Genomic DNA, 17,750 nt, shown 5'->3' on the forward strand with positions numbered 1-17,750 from the left:
GCATTTTGGCTGTGATTGAAGAGTTTTTTGAGTTGCATAGCAGCGCTACGGAACGATAAAAACTCAAGAATCAGAGCGAAAAGGACAATTTTTTAGCAAAGGCTAGAAGGATAAAGGAGTTCCATAAAAAAAAACCGCACCCCAATTGCCAAGGTGCGGCTTACTACAACTAACTAACCAAATTTCCTAATAGACTTTTAGGATAACTATGAAATTGCAATTGTGCGTTTCTGAGACAGCTGCACCTCTTTGTTCTTTGGAACAACGATGGTCAAAACGCCATCGGTATAGGTGGCTGAAATCTCTTCTTGTTTCACATCTTCCGGTAAGCTGAACGATCTGCTAAAGCTCGCAAAGCTAAACTCCTTGCGGGTATAGCGCCCGTCGTCTTCTTTTACCTCTGTTGTGTTCTCCATGCTAGAAGACACAGTTAGAATGTCGTCTTCTACATCGATGTTAAATTCTTCTTTTTTAAAGCCTGGCGCCGCAAGAGCTACTTGAAAATCGTTTTCTGTCTCTTTTATATTGGCCGCAGGCACTTGGGTACGTTGTCCTCCCCAAACATCTAAGCGATCGTTCATAAATAGATCGTCTAGAAGCGAAGGGAAACCGAATCGGGTATTTCTTTTAACTAAACTCATAACATGAAAAATTTGTTTACGCTTGGTATATAGCAAATTCGATTCCAATGCTATTTTCACGCCATTATGGCGCAATTACGAGTAAATAGAATGTCGTTTTGACAGTTTAGTTATAGTACGCCTGAAAGATACGTACCAATTCTTCTGTAGGAATGAGCTTGTTCTCGTACTTATCCATACGGAGCATTACCTGATCGATGATCTCCATGCGGATACCCATTTTAAGTCCAAAATTCCGTAAGGCAGCAACTTCTGCATCCTTGGTCTTAAGATCGATATTCATCATCAATACCAACTTATGGAAGTGGGTGATACGCCCAAGTTCCGTGACTATAGGCTTAGATTCGACCGGATTGTGAAAGAGGTCGTGAACCGTTTCTTTATCGATATCGAAACGTTTGGCCAAGGTCATGATGAACTGATATTCCTCTTCAGAAATATGGTGATCTGCTTGAGCCAATGCGATAAGATCGCTGAGTAATCCTAATTTTTCCTCTTTGTCTTCCATGGTAGTTAATCAGAGTAAAAATAGGGAAAAGCAAGGACAAAAAAAATCCCGAGCGATAGCCTCGGGATTCTTCTTTTAAATACAGTGCACTTCCCTACACTACCGTCTTCAATCGCACGGGCACTGTATATTCCATTCCTGTCTGAGCATCAGCTTCCAATTTCTGGTAATTCAGTCTGGATTTGATGTATGATACCAAAGTATCATTGTCTGATTCTACAGACAGCACAACCACCTCGTTGTCTTTGTTGATCATAAAAGAAACCTTGGCGATCTCTTCCGATCCAAAATCAAAATCTGGGTTGGCTAAAAACTTCCCGATCTCCTGGGTGATCGTTACTGGGTTCGATTCGTTTGGCTCGGTGGCCGCATTTGCGGTAGTCCCTACAAAAAACGCTAGGGCAACTACCAATAAACTTAATTTTCGCATTACTGTTCGATTTTAATTGATGTACACCTAATAGACTGCTCTAAAATCAAATAGTTACCGCTAAGCCACTGATTTAACGACAGTTTAACGATTATTTGAACTGCTTAACATTAAAAATAGGGCATAAAAAAACTCCCGAAAACCAGTGTTTACGGGAGCTTAGGTATGTTACAAAGTCTTAGGCTAATAAGGCCTGAACTTTATCTGAAGCTTCTTTAAACTCAACTGCAGAATGTACATCTAAGCCGCTATTATCGATAATTTCTTTCGCTAATTCGGCATTGGTTCCTTGCAGACGAACAATAATTGGTACAGGAATATCTCCAATATTCTTGTAGGCATCAACGATACCTTGTGCCACGCGATCGCAACGTACAATTCCACCAAAGATGTTTACCAAGATGGCTTTTACATTCGGGTCGCGCAAGATGATCTTAAAGGCTGTCTCCACACGCTCTGCGTCTGCAGTACCTCCAACGTCAAGGAAGTTTGCTGGCTCTCCGCCTGCCATTTTAATAAGATCCATGGTAGCCATCGCCAAACCTGCTCCGTTAACCATACATCCAACGTTTCCGTCTAGATCAACGTAGTTTAGTCCAACGGCTTTTGCCTCAACCTCAATAGGATTCTCCTCGCGTACATCACGCATCTCAGCGTAATCCTTGTGACGGTAAAGCGCATTGTCGTCTATAGTTACTTTAGAATCCACGGCGATCACACGATCGTCACTGGTCTTAAGTACAGGGTTGATCTCAAAAAGAGAACTGTCTGAATTCTCATAGGCTTTGTAAAGCGCAAAGACGAACTTGGTCATCTCCTTGAATGCCTTTCCGCTTAAGCCCAAGTTAAATGCTATACGACGAGCTTGGAAAGGAAGTAAACCAGTATCTGGCTCCACAGTTTCTGTAAAGATCAATTCTGGTGTCTCTTCTGCAACAGCTTCAATGTCCATGCCTCCTTGCGGAGAATACATGATCATGTTCTTTCCAGCTGCACGGTCTAACAAGACACTCATATAATATTCTTTCGGCTCTGAATCTCCAGGATAGTAAACATCCTCTGCGATCAAAACTTGGTGTACTGTTTTTCCTTCTGCGGATGTTTGAGGGGTGATGAGTTGCATGCCTAAGATCTGGTTAGAAAGATCGCGAACCTCATCCAAGCTTTTGGCCAATTTTACACCGCCACCTTTACCGCGGCCTCCCGCGTGAACCTGCGCCTTGATAACGTGCCAGCCGGTTCCGGTTTCTTCGGTTAGTTTTCTGGCAGCCTCAACAGCTTGCTCAGGAGTTTCGGCCACATACCCTCTTTGGATCTGTACCCCAAAACTATTTAATATTTCCTTGCCTTGATATTCGTGTAGATTCATATGCTCGGTAGTCTTTTTTTCTGTTTTGCAAAGGTAGCAAATGCTAGTGGTCTGTTCCAACAAAATTTGCCTAGAAAATAAGTCGCTTATCGAAAGCTTAACACTTTTTTAGCGACTCTGACTTGCAAAGGATTTAATGCGCTTGCTTAATTTAGTAGGCTAAAATTTAAAAACAATGACAAATCAAGACCTTTTAACTGCTGTAGATCGCTTTGACAGCCCTTTGTATGTGTACGATGCCGATATGATCGCATCTCAATACAAACGCCTCACTGCAGCATTTAAACAGGTAGATAAGCTCAAGATCCACTACGCGGTCAAAGCTTCGAACAATTTGTCAATTTTAAAGCTCATCAACAGCCTAGGCGCCGGATTGGATACAGTTTCTGTTCAAGAAGTGCTTTTGGGCTTGGAGGCAGGAGTAGATCCGAAAGACATTATTTATACTCCCAACGGCGTTTCTTTCGAAGAGATTGAACAAGTCGCCGGTATGGGGGTGCAGATCAACATCGACAATCTGGCTATTTTAGAGCAGTTCGGAACAGCGCACCCTAAAGTGCCTGTTTGTATCCGAATCAATCCACACGTTATGGCCGGTGGAAATACCAATATTTCCGTAGGGCATATCGATAGTAAATTCGGTATCTCCATCCATCAGTTACCACATATACTTCGGATAGTTGAGAACACCGGGATGCATATAAATGGTATCCACATGCATACGGGAAGTGACATTCTAGATGTGGAGGTGTTCCTCTATGCTTCAGAGATACTCTTTGAGACCGCTAAGCATTTCAAAACATTGGATTTTATCGACTTCGGAAGCGGTTTTAAAGTGCCTTATAAAGCTGGTGACATAGAAACCAATGTAGAAGAATTTGGCGAAAAACTCAGCCAACGCTTTAATGAATTCCAAGCAGAGTACGGACGCCCTCTTACTTTGGCCTTTGAGCCGGGAAAATTCTTGGTCAGCCAGGCCGGACAGTTCTTGGTGCGCGTAAATGCCATTAAACAAACCACTTCAACAGTTTTTGCACAAGTAGATAGCGGATTCAATCATTTGATCCGCCCAATGCTTTACGGCGCGCAGCATCAGATTAGAAATATCTCCAATCCGGAAGGAAAAGAGCGTTTTTATTCCGTTGTAGGCTATATCTGTGAGACAGACACCTTTGCTAATAACAGACGCATTGCAGAAATCTCTGAGGGAGACATCTTAAGTTTTAGCAATGCTGGTGCATACTGTTTTACAATGGCAAGTAATTACAACAGCCGCTACCGCCCGGCCGAAGCACTTTTTATAGATGGCGATTGGAAGCTTATTCGCAAGCGGGAGACCTTTGAAGATCTGATCAGAAATCAGTTGGTGTAATACTAACCCAAATCCCGATCTCTCGGTTTAATGATCATGCGAAAGTACTGGTCTTTGTAAATGTAGTAACCGATCCAGTTGTAAAAGGTCCGGACACGATTCTTAAAGTTCACCAAGCCCATGATATGGACAAAGATCCAGATCAACCAGGCAAAGAAACCTTTAAAGGTTGTCTTTTGTCCAGGAGTATCCATCACGGCCTTGTTCCGACCAATTATAGCCAAGGCACCGAGATCCTTATAACGAAACGGGCGCCAGTTCTCTGGGGCTCGTTTTAAATTTGCGGCTAAGTTCTTTGCTTGTTGAATTGCCGGCTGCGCTAACTGCGGATGCCCATGCGGATGCTCGGGATCATCAGACACAAAGGCGCAATCTCCCAAGGCAAAGATATTCTCAAAACCTTCTACCTGATTGAACCCGTTGGTCTTCATGCGCTTTCCAGGACCCAGCACATCGGCAGGAATACCTTCAAAAGTCTTGGCAGAAATCCCCGCTGCCCAGATAAGATTAATGGCCTCTATGGTAGTACCGTCTGAAAGATAAACCACATTATCTTTAAAATCATTTACCCGAGTATTAAGACGGATCTTCACGCCTAGCTCTTCTAACTTTTTATGGGTATAGCGCTGAGAAGCCGCAGACATCGGCGCCAGCACAGTATCGTTTCCGTCCAAGAGATAGATCTCACCCAGATCTTCTACCGCGAGTTCCGGGTAGTCTTTCTGCAAAACATGGGCTTGCATTTCTGCAAAGATCCCAGATAATTCTACTCCCGTTGGACCTGCACCTGCTATGACAAAGGTCAAGTGACGCTTGCGATGAACGGGATCTTTCATCCGCGTTGCCCTATCTAGACGCGTAAAGATCACGTTGCGCAGGGAAAGCGCATCGCTAATGGTCTTCATAGGAAGGCTGTACTTGGCAATATTCTCGTTTCCGAAATAATTGGTTTCCGCTCCTGTTGCTAAAACCAGTTTGTCGTAATGCAGTTCTCCATTGTTGAGTACGATCTTGTTTTGCTCTGGATGAATTGCTTGCAACTCACCCAAGCGGAAGCGCGTGTTCTTGTGTTTGCGCAAGATCTTCCGAAATGGATAACTAATGGCTGAGGGTTCCATAAAACCAGCAGAAACCTGATAGATCAGGGGTGGGAAAAAATTGTAATTATTGGCGTCGACTAGGATTAGATTGTAGCGTTTGTCGTCTCCTAAACGCTTAATGAGTTCCAGGCCAGCGAAGCCTCCACCCACAATGACGACGGTTTGGGTATCGTCCATAGAATAGTCCTTGTTTTGGACACATAAAGATACGAAGACCCCCGCTTTAATCCGCTTTATTTAACTACAATTTTAGGGTTCAACCCCAATAGGCATTGCCGTAGCTCAAATGGTATTTTTCGCAAACTTGCTTTAAGAATGCATCGATCTTATCTCGCTGCTGGTAATCGCCCTCTAAGGTAACGGTAAACCACTCTGGGCCAGTTTCTCCGTTGCTGTACCAAAAGCCGCTATCGGTAAAGGTATCGCTTACTTCCGGGCAGGCTTTCATGGCCTCCGCCAACCGATTGCAAACACCCTCTGCCGCCTGAATGATGTATCTTCCCATTAGCGCAAATGCTTGTCAAAGAATGCTATGGTCCGTTCCCAAGAAAGCATGGCTGCGGCTTCGTCATATCGCGGCGTTGTATTGTTGTGAAATCCGTGATTCACTTTCGGATACATATGGGCAGTATATTCAATATTGTTCGCCTTTAAAATAGCTTCATATTCTGGCCAACCAGCATTCACTCGCGTATCCAATTCCGCATATTGAAGCAATAAAGGTGCTTTGACCTTAGCTGCATCTTTGGCTGAGGGTTGTCGACCGTAATAAGGAACTGCCGCTGCCAATTCCGGCACACGCACCGCCATCATATTAGAAATATAACCTCCGAAGCAAAACCCAACCACTCCGATCTTACCACTACATTGCGGATGGTTCTTTAAATAATCGAAGGCAGCAATGAAATCTTGCAGCATCTCTTCGCGGTCGCGCTGCCGTTGCATGGTTCTACCGTCGTCATCGTTTCCAGGATAACCACCTAATGGCCAAAGCGCATCGGGAGCTAAACTGATAAAATTGGCCTTTGCAGCTCGACGGCCAACATCTTCTATATACGGATTTAGCCCTCTGTTCTCATGCACCACCACGATTCCAGGCAGTTTTTCCTGCGGATCCTTGGGCAGAGAAAGTAGACCTCTGATCTCGCCTCCTCCTTTGGGAGAGTTATACAGCACATAGTCCGATTGGATGTCTTGATCGTCTGCGGCGACCATAGCCGTATTGCGGTAATTCGGCTCCATAAAGCTCAGCAGGGAACCAACGGTAACACTACCTGCAGCATAAAGACCCAAGCGTTGTACAAAACCTCTGCGGTCTATCTTGTTATGGGCGTAGTCGTCGTAGAGATCAAAGACCTCTTGCGGGATGTCTTCTTTTTTAAGCGGCTTCATAATTGTTGGTTTTAGAACCTTTAAGGTACGAATTAATTCTCTGGAGCTGATAGTTCCAATATGCGATTGATGCTATTCTCCATAAGCTCGAGTTCTCCTGTCATATTGTCCAGAATCTCATCAAGATCCAAATACCTGTCCATGACAAAATTGTCGAACTCCAAACTGGTCAAGAAATTCAGGTCGATCCGCGGGTCTCGCAAGGCCTTTTCTGTTTCACTGGTAAAGAGCAGATGCTTTTTCATATAGGGCTTGAGCCTGTTCTCAAAATTGTGAAAAGCCCGAATCTCTTCTTCCTGATAGTCCACCAACATATCGTTCCAACGGATCAGTAAGCTTCTGAGCTCATCGTTCCGGATCACATCGAAGGTGGAATTGTTCAAAATGCTTTTGGCTACCCCATTAGAAGGGTTGTAGGTAAAAACCCAGGTCATATAGTACAGGTGATGCGAAAGCGAATCCAGATCGACCGTTTTTAGGTCTATAGGAAGTTGCGAATAGACATATTCTGTGGAAGCCAAACTAAGCCTGTGATAATGCATCACCGTATCCCATTGGGTCTTGTTGGCTTTAAACTCGTTATGCAACTCGGCCAGGAGCATTCGCTCGGTTGCTCTATCGTCACTTTGCTGCTTCCAAGCATCGATCTGTAAGGCCAAAAGTATACCGACAACAATCAAAATGATCTCCCCAAAGGCATAGATCAGATAATTCCCCAGTCGTTTATCTCGAACTAACTTAAGCCGAATATCCCGAAAGAACTTCAACATGATCTAGGCAGGTAAACGGCTTTTTATAAACTTGAACTGCCCGTTGTGGTTAGACTCGTGTTCCACCACATGGAACCATTTGCAATAATTGTTGGTCGGACCCCAAGGCCAGGCCTCGTCTACCGCCAAAAGCCAGTCATCATCGCGTTTGGCGAGTTCTTCCAAAGAAGTGGCGCGAACGCGATCGAGCTTTTCCATATAGAATTCCAGAGGATTGCCTTTAATACTCGCTCTTGCCTTATCTCCTAAGCCCATAGCAACACCAAACTCCTCAGCGTCCGCCTTATCCCAATCGCCCCAAGCGCGATTCTCAAAGGTGTGGATCTGATAAAAGCGCTCCGTAGCTGCCAAATGATACAACATTGCCCCAATAGAATTGGCCTTGTCGTCTACCAGATAGTCCAGATCTTTAACGCTCATCCCTTCTACCGGTCTTAAAATAACAAAGCGCATCCAATTCATCATAGAGACCAGAGTCCCCACTTGAGGGGTAAACCCTTCTTTAGGGCCTACTATATTGAGGTCGTTCATTCCGCTCAGACTAGTAGAACCCAAAGGCGGTGTCCAAGAGAGCAAAGCGCCAGAAGCCAAGGTGGCTAGCGATGCTTGTTTTAAAAATTTGCGTCGATCAACGCCTTTGTTTGTGTTTTCCATATTGTTCGTGTTAGTTGATTGCTGATGGATCAGTTGAAGCGTTTTATCAGATGATAGGAGAAGGTTATGATCTCCATATAATTCTCTTTACTGATCTTTTCGTCTATGCCGTGAAAGCGACTCATACTATCGGGCGCTAGTTTTATGGGGTAAAAACGATAGACATCGTCCGAAATATCGTAGAAATAGCGCGCATCGGTTCCGCCGCCTACCAGACCGGGAACAACGATACTGTTTGGATAAATATCGCGAATGGTTTGTTCTAGGATCTTAAAATTCTCAGACTCTACACTGGAAACTGGCGAAGGATTTGTCAAAAAGCCCACTTCTTCTACCCGTACCTTATCCGATACGGTATTTACAATATGCGCCTTTACAGACTCGATGGTCTCCCCAGGAAGAATTCTAAAATTGATGGTCGCCTCCGCAACCGTTGGGATCACATTGTTCTTAACTCCGCCTCCAATGATGGTTGGAGCTGTAGTTGTATGTGCATTCAATGCCTCGAGAATTGGTTTTTTGAACAGCCAAGGGTTGGCAAAAGCCATACGCTGCATAAAGGGCATTTCTGGGCCCATATACTCCAATTGATAATCTACAGGATTCACCAATTTATAGGGCCGCTGATTGTCTTCAAGGTCTACAATTGCCTGAGCCAAAATCCCAATGGTATTCTCTTCTGGCGGAGCTGAACTGTGTCCGCCATTGGTCTCCACGATAAGGCGAAAGGAAGCAAAACCCTTCTCCGCCAAATTGATCATGGCCACAGGGCTGTCTATTCCCGGTACTAGATCTTCTGCAAGAAAGCCACCTTCATCTATAGTAATTGCAGCCTGCACGCCTTGTTTCTTAAGATGATCCGCGATCTGCTTGGCACCTCTTGGGCCACCCACTTCTTCATCGTGTCCAAATGCTAAGTAAATTGTTCGCTTGGGCGAGAAATTCTCTTCCAGCATTTTCTCCACAGCTTCCATCACGGCCATCAAAGTACCTTTGTCATCCATGGTCCCTCTGCCGATAATATCGGTCTGGGTTATCTTTCCTTCAAAAGGTCCGGCCTCCCAATCCCCAATGGTGGGTTGATCTACAGGAACTACATCCATATGAGACATCAAGATCATTGGTTTTAAAGAAGCATCACTACCCTGCCAGGTGTATAACAAGCTGTAATCATTGATCTTTTCTAAGGTCAGCTTACTGTGGATCAGCGGAAAGGCGCGCTCCAAAAACCTATGAAAACCGTAAAAAGCTGTAGAGTCCGGTGGGGTGTCTTCGCTAAAGGAAATAGTCTTGTAAGTAACAGCTTCTGAAAGGTTTTCAAACACATCATTAGCTACGGTAACGGATTCAATACTGCCGGCTGGAACTTGCTTGGAACTTAAGGTAAAGGTTTTGATAAGTACTATCGCGATCAGCACCAAAAGGGCCAATCCGAGGAAACGGAATACTTTTTTCATCTAAGAGTTTGGTTGTTAGTTAAGTAGTATGTCGCCCTAAGGTACTATTTTTCTGTGTCATTGTTCACCTTCGATTTTTATTGCGGACAAAATCGGTTTTGCGCTTTAACATCCGAAGCAATACCAACAAAATCATTAATGCATCTTACAACGAGAATCATCAGATTTTTTGATTTTTTCGTAGAAATCTTATTTTTAGGACATTAAACCTAACTTTTAACGCAATGACCAACCAATTAAAACTGCTTTTCATGCTGCTTTTCATGTTCCCCATGAGCGGCATGGCACAAAATGCTACACTATCACCTGCCGCAACAGAAACAGTACAAGAGGCGCTCGACTGGATTTCCGGAAAACTACCGGATATTAAAATGAACAAGTATTTCGACGGATCCTTAACGCGAAGAGGTTATACGGAGATCTACACCTATACCATTGAATACGATGCTGCAAATTGCACAGTAATACTGAATCAAAAGTATTCATGGGTAAAGGACGACAGATCCGGCCGAAACGACTACGATGTGGAAACCAAATACGAATTCAAATTGAGCGATATAAAGAGTATTGAGATCGTGGAGAACAGTCCGTACTACGGTGTGAATTCTTATGTTGTCAAGACGAACAATAGCAAAGACCTTATTAAACAAGGAGAAAATGCTATGGTCAATGAATTCGCTATCAAATACAACGAACTTGGCGAATTGGCCGAAAACCCCGAGCGTTTTTTAAATGCTTTTAACGATGCCATTAAAAACTGCGGAGGCGGGAAGAAAGAAAAGTACTAAGCCCCTATAACGAATTATTTAAACGAACCACTTACTGCACTGGTAAGTGGTTTTTTTATACTTAACTCATACCTTACTGGGCAGTACACCGAATTTCTCCTTAAAACTTTTGGTAAAATACGACAGGTTGGAGTAGCCTACCGAATAAGCGATCTCTGACACACTACCTGCATTGCTTTTTAGCAAACGGTGCGCCTCGTTCAAGCGGATCTCTGTAATGAGTTGGTTGGCAGACTTCCCAGAAAGTGCTTTTAGTTTTCTGTGGAGCTGAGACCGACTAAAGCCCACAGCTGCGGCGATATCTTCTACCCCAAAACGTTCGTTGTCCAAATGTTCTTTAATGGTCTTAAAGACGTCTTGTAAAAATTTATCGTCTATAGAATTCACTCCAATATCGTCTACCAAAAGCATATCCAAGGCTTTAAAATGATCCCAAAGATTCTTTCTGGATTCTATCAGGTTCTTCATGCGAATTAGCAGCTCCTTTTCGTTAAAAGGCTTGGTCAAATAGGCGTCAGCTCCTTGAGATAAGCCCTCGATCTTATTGGCCTCTCCGGCCTTGGCCGTAAGCATGATGATAGGAATGTGACTGGTCTTGGCATTCTGCTTTAGCGAATGGCAAAACTCAAAGCCGTCTTTTTTGGGCATCATCACATCGGTAATAATAATATCCGGAGTGTGTTCAAAGGCCATACGTTCTCCCTGAGCCCCATCGGAGGCTTTAATGATGTTGTAATGTTCTTGGATCACATCGGCAATATAATATTGCAGATCCGGATTATCCTCTACCACTAACGCAAGAGGGAGTTCTTTGGTAGTAATTACTTTTTCAACTGCGGAGCTTTCTGTAGTTACTGTGTCGTCATTTATAGCTTCAGATGCGGATTGCTGCTCATAATTAGCAGGCAAGAGCACCGAATCCGGTAATTTTTTAAGGCTTACGGGTAGTTTTATCTTAAATGTGGTTCCCTTTCTTTCAACACTGTCCACGCTGATCTTTCCGTTGTGTAGGTCTATAAGTTCCTTGGTCAGCGCCAGCCCAATACCAGAGCCTTGCTCTTCAGTACCCTCCACGCGATAGAAGCGCTCAAAGATGCGCCGCACATCTTCTTTGCCGATACCCTTTCCGGTATCGGTGATCTCTAATTGTAAATAATGCCCGTCATGCTCTACGTTAACAGTCACGGAGCCGTTCTTTGGGGTGTACTTGAAGGCGTTAGACAGGATGTTGGTCAGTATTTTTTCCAGTTTGTCCTTGTCGTAAAAGGCCTGATCGAGTTCGTTTGGAAATCTTGTATTAAGGCTGATGTTGTTTCGCTCGGCCAAACTTTCAAAGGAAAACACCAAAGAGCGTATAAACTTAATGAGTCCGCCCTGAGTTAGGCTTAGATGTTCTTTGCCGCTTTCTATCTTAGACAGATCCAAAAGCTGATCCACCAAATTTTGCAAACGATCCGTGTTCTTTACTATGATCTCAAAGTCTTTCTTTTTAAGGGCGATGTCCTCCGACTGATTCTGAGCATAACCCAGTGCTCTTTTAATTGGTCCAGAGATCAAGGTCAAAGGTGTTCTGAATTCATGGCTAATATTGGCAAAGAAGCGGGTTTTAATGGTGTCCAGATCTTTGATACGCTGCATTTCATTGATGGCTCTTTGCCCTTGTAGGCGCTGTTCGGTCATTTGGCTTTGAATTACCTGACGGCGATAGGCAATTCCAAAAGAATAAATAACGATCTGCAAGAAGATTCCTGTCACATAAGGATCCAATTTAAAGAGTCCGAATTTAATAACTCCCAAAGACCATAGTGTTCCTATAAGTAAGAACATCGAAGCAATGATAGACCCAAAACCAAAATACTTGGCAAACTTATCTTTTTGTAAAACAAGCACTACCGACAACACTAAGCTGAATACGGTATAAAGATTCAAGACATAATAGTGTATTCCCACAGCCGTAAAGGACGGCTGGGCCTTGAACACGGGAACAGATAAGGCCACAAAAGCACTCTCCAACAATACGAACAAGCCCAGACCAAGCATCAACTTATCGAGCCTCGGAAATTTTTCTTTTGAATTGATAAAAGCCCTCCCGAAAAACCAAAAAGTATAGAATACCCCATTGGCCACTATTGCGTAAAGACTAAAGCGCAATACTGTGGTTGCACCTATAAAGAGCCCGATGGTCATGGCCTGTGTTATGGTAATAAAGAAGAGCCAAACCGAAAACCACAACATCACCTTTTCGCGCAAGTAAATGTATTGCAACAAATGGTAGAGAAATACTATAAAGGCAATTCCAAACATAAAGATGTTGAAACTGTTGTGGAATTGATAGATCTGATGGTAATACGCTTGCGAACTGTGTCTGAGGCTTAAATTAAAATAAGCCGGATACCCAATACTGTTTCCCTGAGCTTTAATGAGCAAGGTCACTTCTTCACCTACAGGAAAATTGGGAAGACGCACCTCATTGCGTACCCAATGGCTTTTAGTACTACGATCCTTTCTGGGGTATTCGACTCCTGTCTTCTCGTGAAAGATCAACTCCTCACCAACAAAGCCGTAAACGTCTACCTTGCCATTACTCTTGGTCCAAGCGGGAGGCCCAATCATCTTATCTTCCAGATTCAGCCTGAAATCGGTTAGAGAATCCGTAGCGACCAATTTTATCTTCCCCCAATAGGTAAACCCTAAATTAAGGTAGTTGGCAAAATCTGAGCGACTTTGCCAATTTGCACTACTGTCGCGTAGCACAGCCAAAGGTTTAAGGTCAGGGTCTGAGGTTTCTAACAAACGCAGTGCAGGCATCAAGTTATGGACCGGATACTTGGTGTCCACCTTATAGCTATCCTGAGCGGCTAAACTTTTAGGAAGCAGCATTACTAGAATAAAGATCCAGAATGGTTTCATACGAACTGCGTTGGCCATTGATTCTATTGACCAAAAAGATAATGAAAATGATCGCATTGCGAGTGATTTCGGTTTCTAGTGTAAATATCCAAAGGTCAATTAGAGGCAATTAACACTGCCGTTGCACCTCTTGACATATTTGTTGCAACGAGACTTATTTGACACAAAACTGCTAAAAACCAACACATTTGAGGCAAAGTGGGCTGGCAGGGGCAACTACTTTTATCCCATCAGAAATCAAAACACTCACAAATATGGATCGCAAACGCTTTTTAAAAACTTCGGCTATAGGGATAGGAACCCTCGCCCTTGCGCCTGTAGGCGTAGCCAACACTAAAATGTTCACGCCCCAAGCTGATGGTGGCAGCAATTCAACAGAACCAAAAATTGTTCGTAAAGATCAAGGTAAATCTCAAATAGTATTGGGAGACCATCAGCAGCTTAAACTCAGTGGCAAGGACACCGATGGACTATACACTTTAATAGAACAATACAACGACCCAGGAATGGAGATCCCCATGCACGTACATCAAGACGAAGACGAGGTCTTTCACGTGCTCTCCGGAAGTCTTGAGGTTAAAATTGGAAAAGAAACCAAGGTGCTTAAGGCAGGTGATCTGGGTTTTTGTCCAAAAGGAATTCCTCACTCGTGGAAGGTGGTCGGATCTGAAAAGGCCAGAGTCATGCTGAGTATTTTCCCTGCTGGCTTAGAGCTCATGTTCGACGAGCTTGCACAACTACCTGCAGGCCCACCAGACATGGAAAAGCTTGCGGCCATTTGCGCCAATTACAACATTCAATTTGTCTAATCATAAAAATCAATAGTTATGAAACTTAAAATAACCACTTTTAAGACGCTTTTATTAGCAACCGCACTTGTAACGCTCAACAGTTGTAGTGAAGACGATGCTGCGGATGAGATCCAGATGGAAGCCTGGGAGATCGAACTAGAACAAGTAAAAACAGCAACTGCTGCCTATGTAGATATCAGCGTAGCTGAGGACGAGGGCAGAATCGATGTTTCCGGCTTTGTACCGAACATGGGACACCATTATCTGAATCCGGCTTTAGCCGACGGCACCTTTGAAATGCTAAAACCTGAATTTATTTTGTATGCTCCGGATGACAATGGAGTTATGCGAATGGTGGCCGTAGAATACGGAATAGTTCCTGCAGATCCAGAGAATCCAGGCAATGCACCAGAAGGCTTTACTGGAGATCAAGACGAGTGGCACTTCAATGCCGAGATCGGCATGTGGACGCTACACGTTTGGACAGTGCTAGACAACCCTGACGGCATTTTTGCCTCCCACAACCCAACAATAGGAGACTAAGCGCTCTAGGCCGAATTTCTGGCTGCGTTGATATTCCCAAAGAGAGAACGGGTCACCATTTTCTCGAATACGGCCAGATCTGCCTCTTTGGCACCAGCGGCTCTGAGTTTTTGAATTTCACGTAATGCGAACTGTTGAATGGTCAACAGGGGTAATACAATTTGTTCTCTCATCTGAATGGAGGCGCGCATAACCGGCGCGTCTTCCATCAGTTGTTTACTACCGGTAAGCTCCAAGAGCAGGTCACGAGTGCGCTCAAACTCCTCGAAGATCATATTCCAAAACGCTCCGAATTCCGGATCGTCTTGCATGTAAGCAGTTAACGGAAAGAAAGACTTGGACATGCTCATCATCGCATTTTCCACTAAGGTCTTAAAGAAGACCGAATTCTTGTAAAGGGCAACGGCATCCTCCCACTGTCCTGCCGCTTTCATAGCTTGCAGCGCAGTTCCAAGTCCGTAGAACCCGGGCACATTCTGCTTTAATTGACTCCAGCTACCTACAAATGGAATTGCACGCAGATCACTAAAGACCAATTCACTCTTACCGCCGCGCTTAGAAGGGCGGCTCCCTATATTCGTCTTTGCATAATACTTCAGCGTACTCATGCGCTCCAAGTAGGGTAAAAAGCAGTCGTGGTTCTTAAATTCCTGATAGGCTGCATAACTGCGTTGGCCCAATTGCTCCATGGTAGCCCTATCGGCTTCGGAGAACAAATTCTTATCCGCAGCAAATACCTCGCCGCTGATACCGGAACTCAGCAATTGTTCTAGGTTGTACTGACAACTCTCTGGGGTTCCAAAATTGGAACTAATGGTTTGCCCTTGTATGGTTAATTCCACCACATTGTGCTCAATATTCGGCCCCAAAGAAGCGTAGAACTGATGGGTTTTACCACCACCTCGTGCCGGCGGACCTCCACGTCCGTCAAAAAAGGATACGCTGATCCCGTGTTGTCTAGAAACACGAGTGATATTCTCTTTTGCACGGTAAATGGACCAATTGGCCATTAAATACCCACCGTCCTTGGTACCATCGCTAAAACCAAGCATAACGGTCTGTTTCATACCTCTGCGTTTAAGATGCGCCAAGTAGTCTGGATGTTGATAAAGCGTGGCCATAACTTCATCGGCCATGGCCAGATCGTCTATGGTCTCAAAAAGTGGAACCACGTCGACCGTTGGGGTTGGCCAGTCACACATAAACAACATGGCAAAAGCCTCCATTACATTTAAGACCGAACCGTTGTTGGAAATGATGTATCGACTACACCCCACTTCACCATTAGCCTTTTGTATGGTCTTCATAGCGTAGATTGCCCCAAGGGTCTTCTGCGCCATTTCATCTTGCAATTGCTGCGGATCTATACTGGCCTGGATCTGCACTAAGGCCGAAATCTTCTCCTCGTCAGTAAGGCTGGCGTAATTTTCGGGTAAAACGCCCTTGGTCTCAGAGGCTATGGCTTCTACCACCCGAGAGTGCACCCGTGAGTCCTGACGGATATCCAAGCTCGCAAAATGACATCCGAAGAGCTTAACCTTTCCTATAAATGAATCCAACTGATCCAAAAAGAGACTTTGATGCTGTTCAATTAAAGTTTGACGTATTTCTCCCAGTTCTTTAAGCAAGTAGGCCGGCGTTAAGCGAACCTCATCGTGGTTGAGAAAAATATGATCGTAGAGTTCTTGTTGCAAGACAGCTGTTCGCTCATCGATGCCTTTAAAGGTCAATCGGCGTCTCAGTGCCCGCATGTCTCGGTAATAATTCCGGAACAAGGTAGTACGCAAACGCTGCGCTACATCTAAGGTGGTCTGGGTGGTCACAAAAGGGTTTCCGTCTCTATCACCTCCTGGCCAAAAACCAACGCTCACAATAGGGTTATCTAAGGTTTCTCCCTCAAAGATGTGTGTATTGATGTATTTGTAGATATTGGATACCGAAGTGTAAAAGACATTCTCTAAATACCAGATAAGGCGAACAGCCTCTTCATAGGGAGTGGGCTTCTCTTTTTTGAAAAAAGGAGTTTTACCCAGCTGCCCCAAGAGCTTTTGAATGTCTGTCAAGGCATTGTTCTCTATGGCCTTTGCCAGATCTGTAATGATACCCAGCACCTGCCCCGGGTAGAACTGTGTTGGGTGGGCAGTGAGCACAGTGCGCACCTGAAAGCCTTTCATGTATTCGCGCAGTGCTTCCGTGGCGTAGGTCTCTTGGGCTTCTTCTTTTACTCCTCTGAGCGTTCCGCGTCCTTCTAAGTTGTAGATTATTGGAAAAGCGGCATCTTCTATGGCGTCAAAAAGCACCACTTGCCGCTCAATGTATTGAATAAAGCGAAACAACAGATCCAAGCGCTGCTTGTCGTTGAGATCTTCACCGTATTTCTCAAAGAAGGTATTGACGATCTGTGTAGGGTTCTCTTTTTTGTTGTAACCCTGCTCGCAAATTTTGGTAAATAGCGGTAGCAATACTCCCGTGTTGGTGATCAAATCAAACGGGAGTGTTGTAAAAATACTGTTGTAAACGTTGTAACGCGATCTGACATAATTGTCAAACCGCTCCATTTTGGTCTGTTGCATAAGCCCTCAATTATCACTTAAATTTACGGAATTTGAAGGATAGATCGGCGATCGACCGAGGCACAAACACAAAACTATTTACGCTAACGTTTTCGCTAGCGTTAAGATTCTTTGACCTTGCAAGTATTCAGTCCGAAAGGCAAGTACAAAGGGCAAAAAGCCACAAAGCTGGTCAGTACGAATACTGCAGCCAAGATCATTAATACGATTCCCAAGGTGCCGCTTACCACTTCAAAGTAATACAAAGCAACGGCAACTACAGCCAATACTAGCCGTAGCACACGATCTAAAGTTCCCATGTTTTTTTTCATGATCACAGTTTTTAGTTGTTGAAAAATTGAATAAGTAAAGCCAAGAGGTATATCACACCCAAGCAAATGGCACAAACCATTAACAATTTGACCCACTTTTTATTCATAGAAGAAAAGTAGTGAAAATCAAGAATCTAAAAT

At 44.2% G+C, this 17,750-nt stretch carries 17 protein-coding genes; 4 read left to right on the top strand and 13 right to left on the bottom strand.

The genetic code is table 11. From position 1 onward, the window contains the following. Nucleotides 1-206: 206 nt before the first annotated feature. From BTO09_RS01635 to sucC, 4 genes are all read right to left on the bottom strand, one after another. The gene (locus tag BTO09_RS01635; RefSeq protein WP_087523002.1) at nucleotides 207-641 is read right to left on the bottom strand and encodes an Hsp20/alpha crystallin family protein; all 435 of its coding nucleotides are present in this window, start codon (nucleotides 639-641) and stop codon (nucleotides 207-209) included. A 106-nt stretch (nucleotides 642-747) separates the two neighbouring features. Continuing rightward, a complete protein-coding gene (locus tag BTO09_RS01640; protein ID WP_087523003.1) occupies nucleotides 748-1,149 on the bottom strand; it encodes a hypothetical protein in 402 nt (133 codons plus the stop codon). Nucleotides 1,150-1,243: 94 nt separating this feature from the next. Next, nucleotides 1,244-1,579, bottom strand: a complete 336-nt coding sequence (locus tag BTO09_RS01645; protein WP_087523004.1) for a hypothetical protein — start codon at nucleotides 1,577-1,579, stop codon at nucleotides 1,244-1,246. 178 nt (nucleotides 1,580-1,757) lie between these two features. Next, nucleotides 1,758-2,948: an ADP-forming succinate--CoA ligase subunit beta gene (sucC, locus tag BTO09_RS01650; RefSeq protein ID WP_087523005.1), complete on the bottom strand. Its 1,191-nt coding sequence runs from the start codon at nucleotides 2,946-2,948 to the stop codon at nucleotides 1,758-1,760. A gap of 175 nt (nucleotides 2,949-3,123) precedes the next feature. On the opposite strand from sucC, the gene lysA reads away from it, so the two are divergent. Further along, nucleotides 3,124-4,320, top strand: a complete 1,197-nt coding sequence (lysA, locus tag BTO09_RS01655) for a diaminopimelate decarboxylase (RefSeq protein ID WP_087523006.1) — start codon at nucleotides 3,124-3,126, stop codon at nucleotides 4,318-4,320. 2 nt (nucleotides 4,321-4,322) lie between these two features. Here lysA and BTO09_RS01660 read toward each other — a convergent pair whose 3' ends face one another. From BTO09_RS01660 to BTO09_RS01685, 6 genes are all read right to left on the bottom strand, one after another. Further along, nucleotides 4,323-5,597: an NAD(P)/FAD-dependent oxidoreductase gene (locus BTO09_RS01660; RefSeq protein ID WP_087523007.1), complete on the bottom strand. Its 1,275-nt coding sequence runs from the start codon at nucleotides 5,595-5,597 to the stop codon at nucleotides 4,323-4,325. Nucleotides 5,598-5,676: 79 nt separating this feature from the next. Further along, nucleotides 5,677-5,925 carry a hypothetical protein gene (locus tag BTO09_RS01665; protein ID WP_087523008.1) on the bottom strand — a complete coding sequence of 83 codons (249 nt, stop codon included), beginning with the start codon at nucleotides 5,923-5,925 and terminating at the stop codon, nucleotides 5,677-5,679. Then, on the bottom strand, nucleotides 5,925-6,812 hold the full coding sequence (locus BTO09_RS01670; RefSeq protein WP_087523009.1) for a dienelactone hydrolase family protein: 888 nt from the start codon (nucleotides 6,810-6,812) through the stop codon (nucleotides 5,925-5,927). Before BTO09_RS01670 ends, BTO09_RS01665 begins: the two co-directional genes overlap by 1 nt. Before the next feature lie 32 nt (nucleotides 6,813-6,844). Then, nucleotides 6,845-7,582: a DUF6090 family protein gene (locus BTO09_RS01675; protein ID WP_087523010.1), complete on the bottom strand. Its 738-nt coding sequence runs from the start codon at nucleotides 7,580-7,582 to the stop codon at nucleotides 6,845-6,847. Nucleotides 7,583-7,585: 3 nt separating this feature from the next. Next, nucleotides 7,586-8,236, bottom strand: a complete 651-nt coding sequence (locus BTO09_RS01680; RefSeq protein ID WP_087523011.1) for a DUF664 domain-containing protein — start codon at nucleotides 8,234-8,236, stop codon at nucleotides 7,586-7,588. A gap of 29 nt (nucleotides 8,237-8,265) precedes the next feature. After that, nucleotides 8,266-9,693: a M20 family peptidase gene (locus BTO09_RS01685; protein ID WP_087523012.1), complete on the bottom strand. Its 1,428-nt coding sequence runs from the start codon at nucleotides 9,691-9,693 to the stop codon at nucleotides 8,266-8,268. A 224-nt stretch (nucleotides 9,694-9,917) separates the two neighbouring features. Between BTO09_RS01685 and BTO09_RS01690 the strand changes: the two genes are divergently transcribed. Then, nucleotides 9,918-10,481: a hypothetical protein gene (locus BTO09_RS01690; RefSeq protein ID WP_087523013.1), complete on the top strand. Its 564-nt coding sequence runs from the start codon at nucleotides 9,918-9,920 to the stop codon at nucleotides 10,479-10,481. A 66-nt stretch (nucleotides 10,482-10,547) separates the two neighbouring features. On the opposite strand, the gene BTO09_RS01695 is transcribed toward BTO09_RS01690, so the two are convergent. Continuing rightward, the gene (locus BTO09_RS01695) at nucleotides 10,548-13,391 is read right to left on the bottom strand and encodes an ATP-binding protein (protein WP_198356505.1); all 2,844 of its coding nucleotides are present in this window, start codon (nucleotides 13,389-13,391) and stop codon (nucleotides 10,548-10,550) included. A 254-nt stretch (nucleotides 13,392-13,645) separates the two neighbouring features. Here BTO09_RS01695 and BTO09_RS01700 point away from each other — a divergent pair, with 254 nt between their 5' ends. Then, complete coding sequence (locus BTO09_RS01700; protein WP_087523015.1) at nucleotides 13,646-14,200, top strand: cupin domain-containing protein; 555 nt, start codon at nucleotides 13,646-13,648, stop codon at nucleotides 14,198-14,200. An 18-nt stretch (nucleotides 14,201-14,218) separates the two neighbouring features. Next, nucleotides 14,219-14,725 (top strand): hypothetical protein, encoded by a 507-nt coding sequence (locus BTO09_RS01705; RefSeq protein WP_087523016.1) that lies wholly within the window; start codon nucleotides 14,219-14,221, stop codon nucleotides 14,723-14,725. Nucleotides 14,726-14,730: 5 nt separating this feature from the next. Here BTO09_RS01705 and BTO09_RS01710 read toward each other — a convergent pair whose 3' ends face one another. Beyond that, nucleotides 14,731-17,298, bottom strand: coding sequence for a phosphoenolpyruvate carboxylase (locus BTO09_RS01710; RefSeq protein WP_087523017.1), 2,568 nt, complete (start codon nucleotides 17,296-17,298; stop codon nucleotides 14,731-14,733). A 101-nt stretch (nucleotides 17,299-17,399) separates the two neighbouring features. Next, nucleotides 17,400-17,609, bottom strand: a complete 210-nt coding sequence (locus BTO09_RS01715; protein ID WP_087523018.1) for a DUF2892 domain-containing protein — start codon at nucleotides 17,607-17,609, stop codon at nucleotides 17,400-17,402. Nucleotides 17,610-17,750 lie beyond the last annotated feature (141 nt).

Source organism: Gilvibacter sp. SZ-19 (genome assembly GCF_002163875.1).
GTDB lineage: Bacteria > Bacteroidota > Bacteroidia > Flavobacteriales > Flavobacteriaceae > Gilvibacter.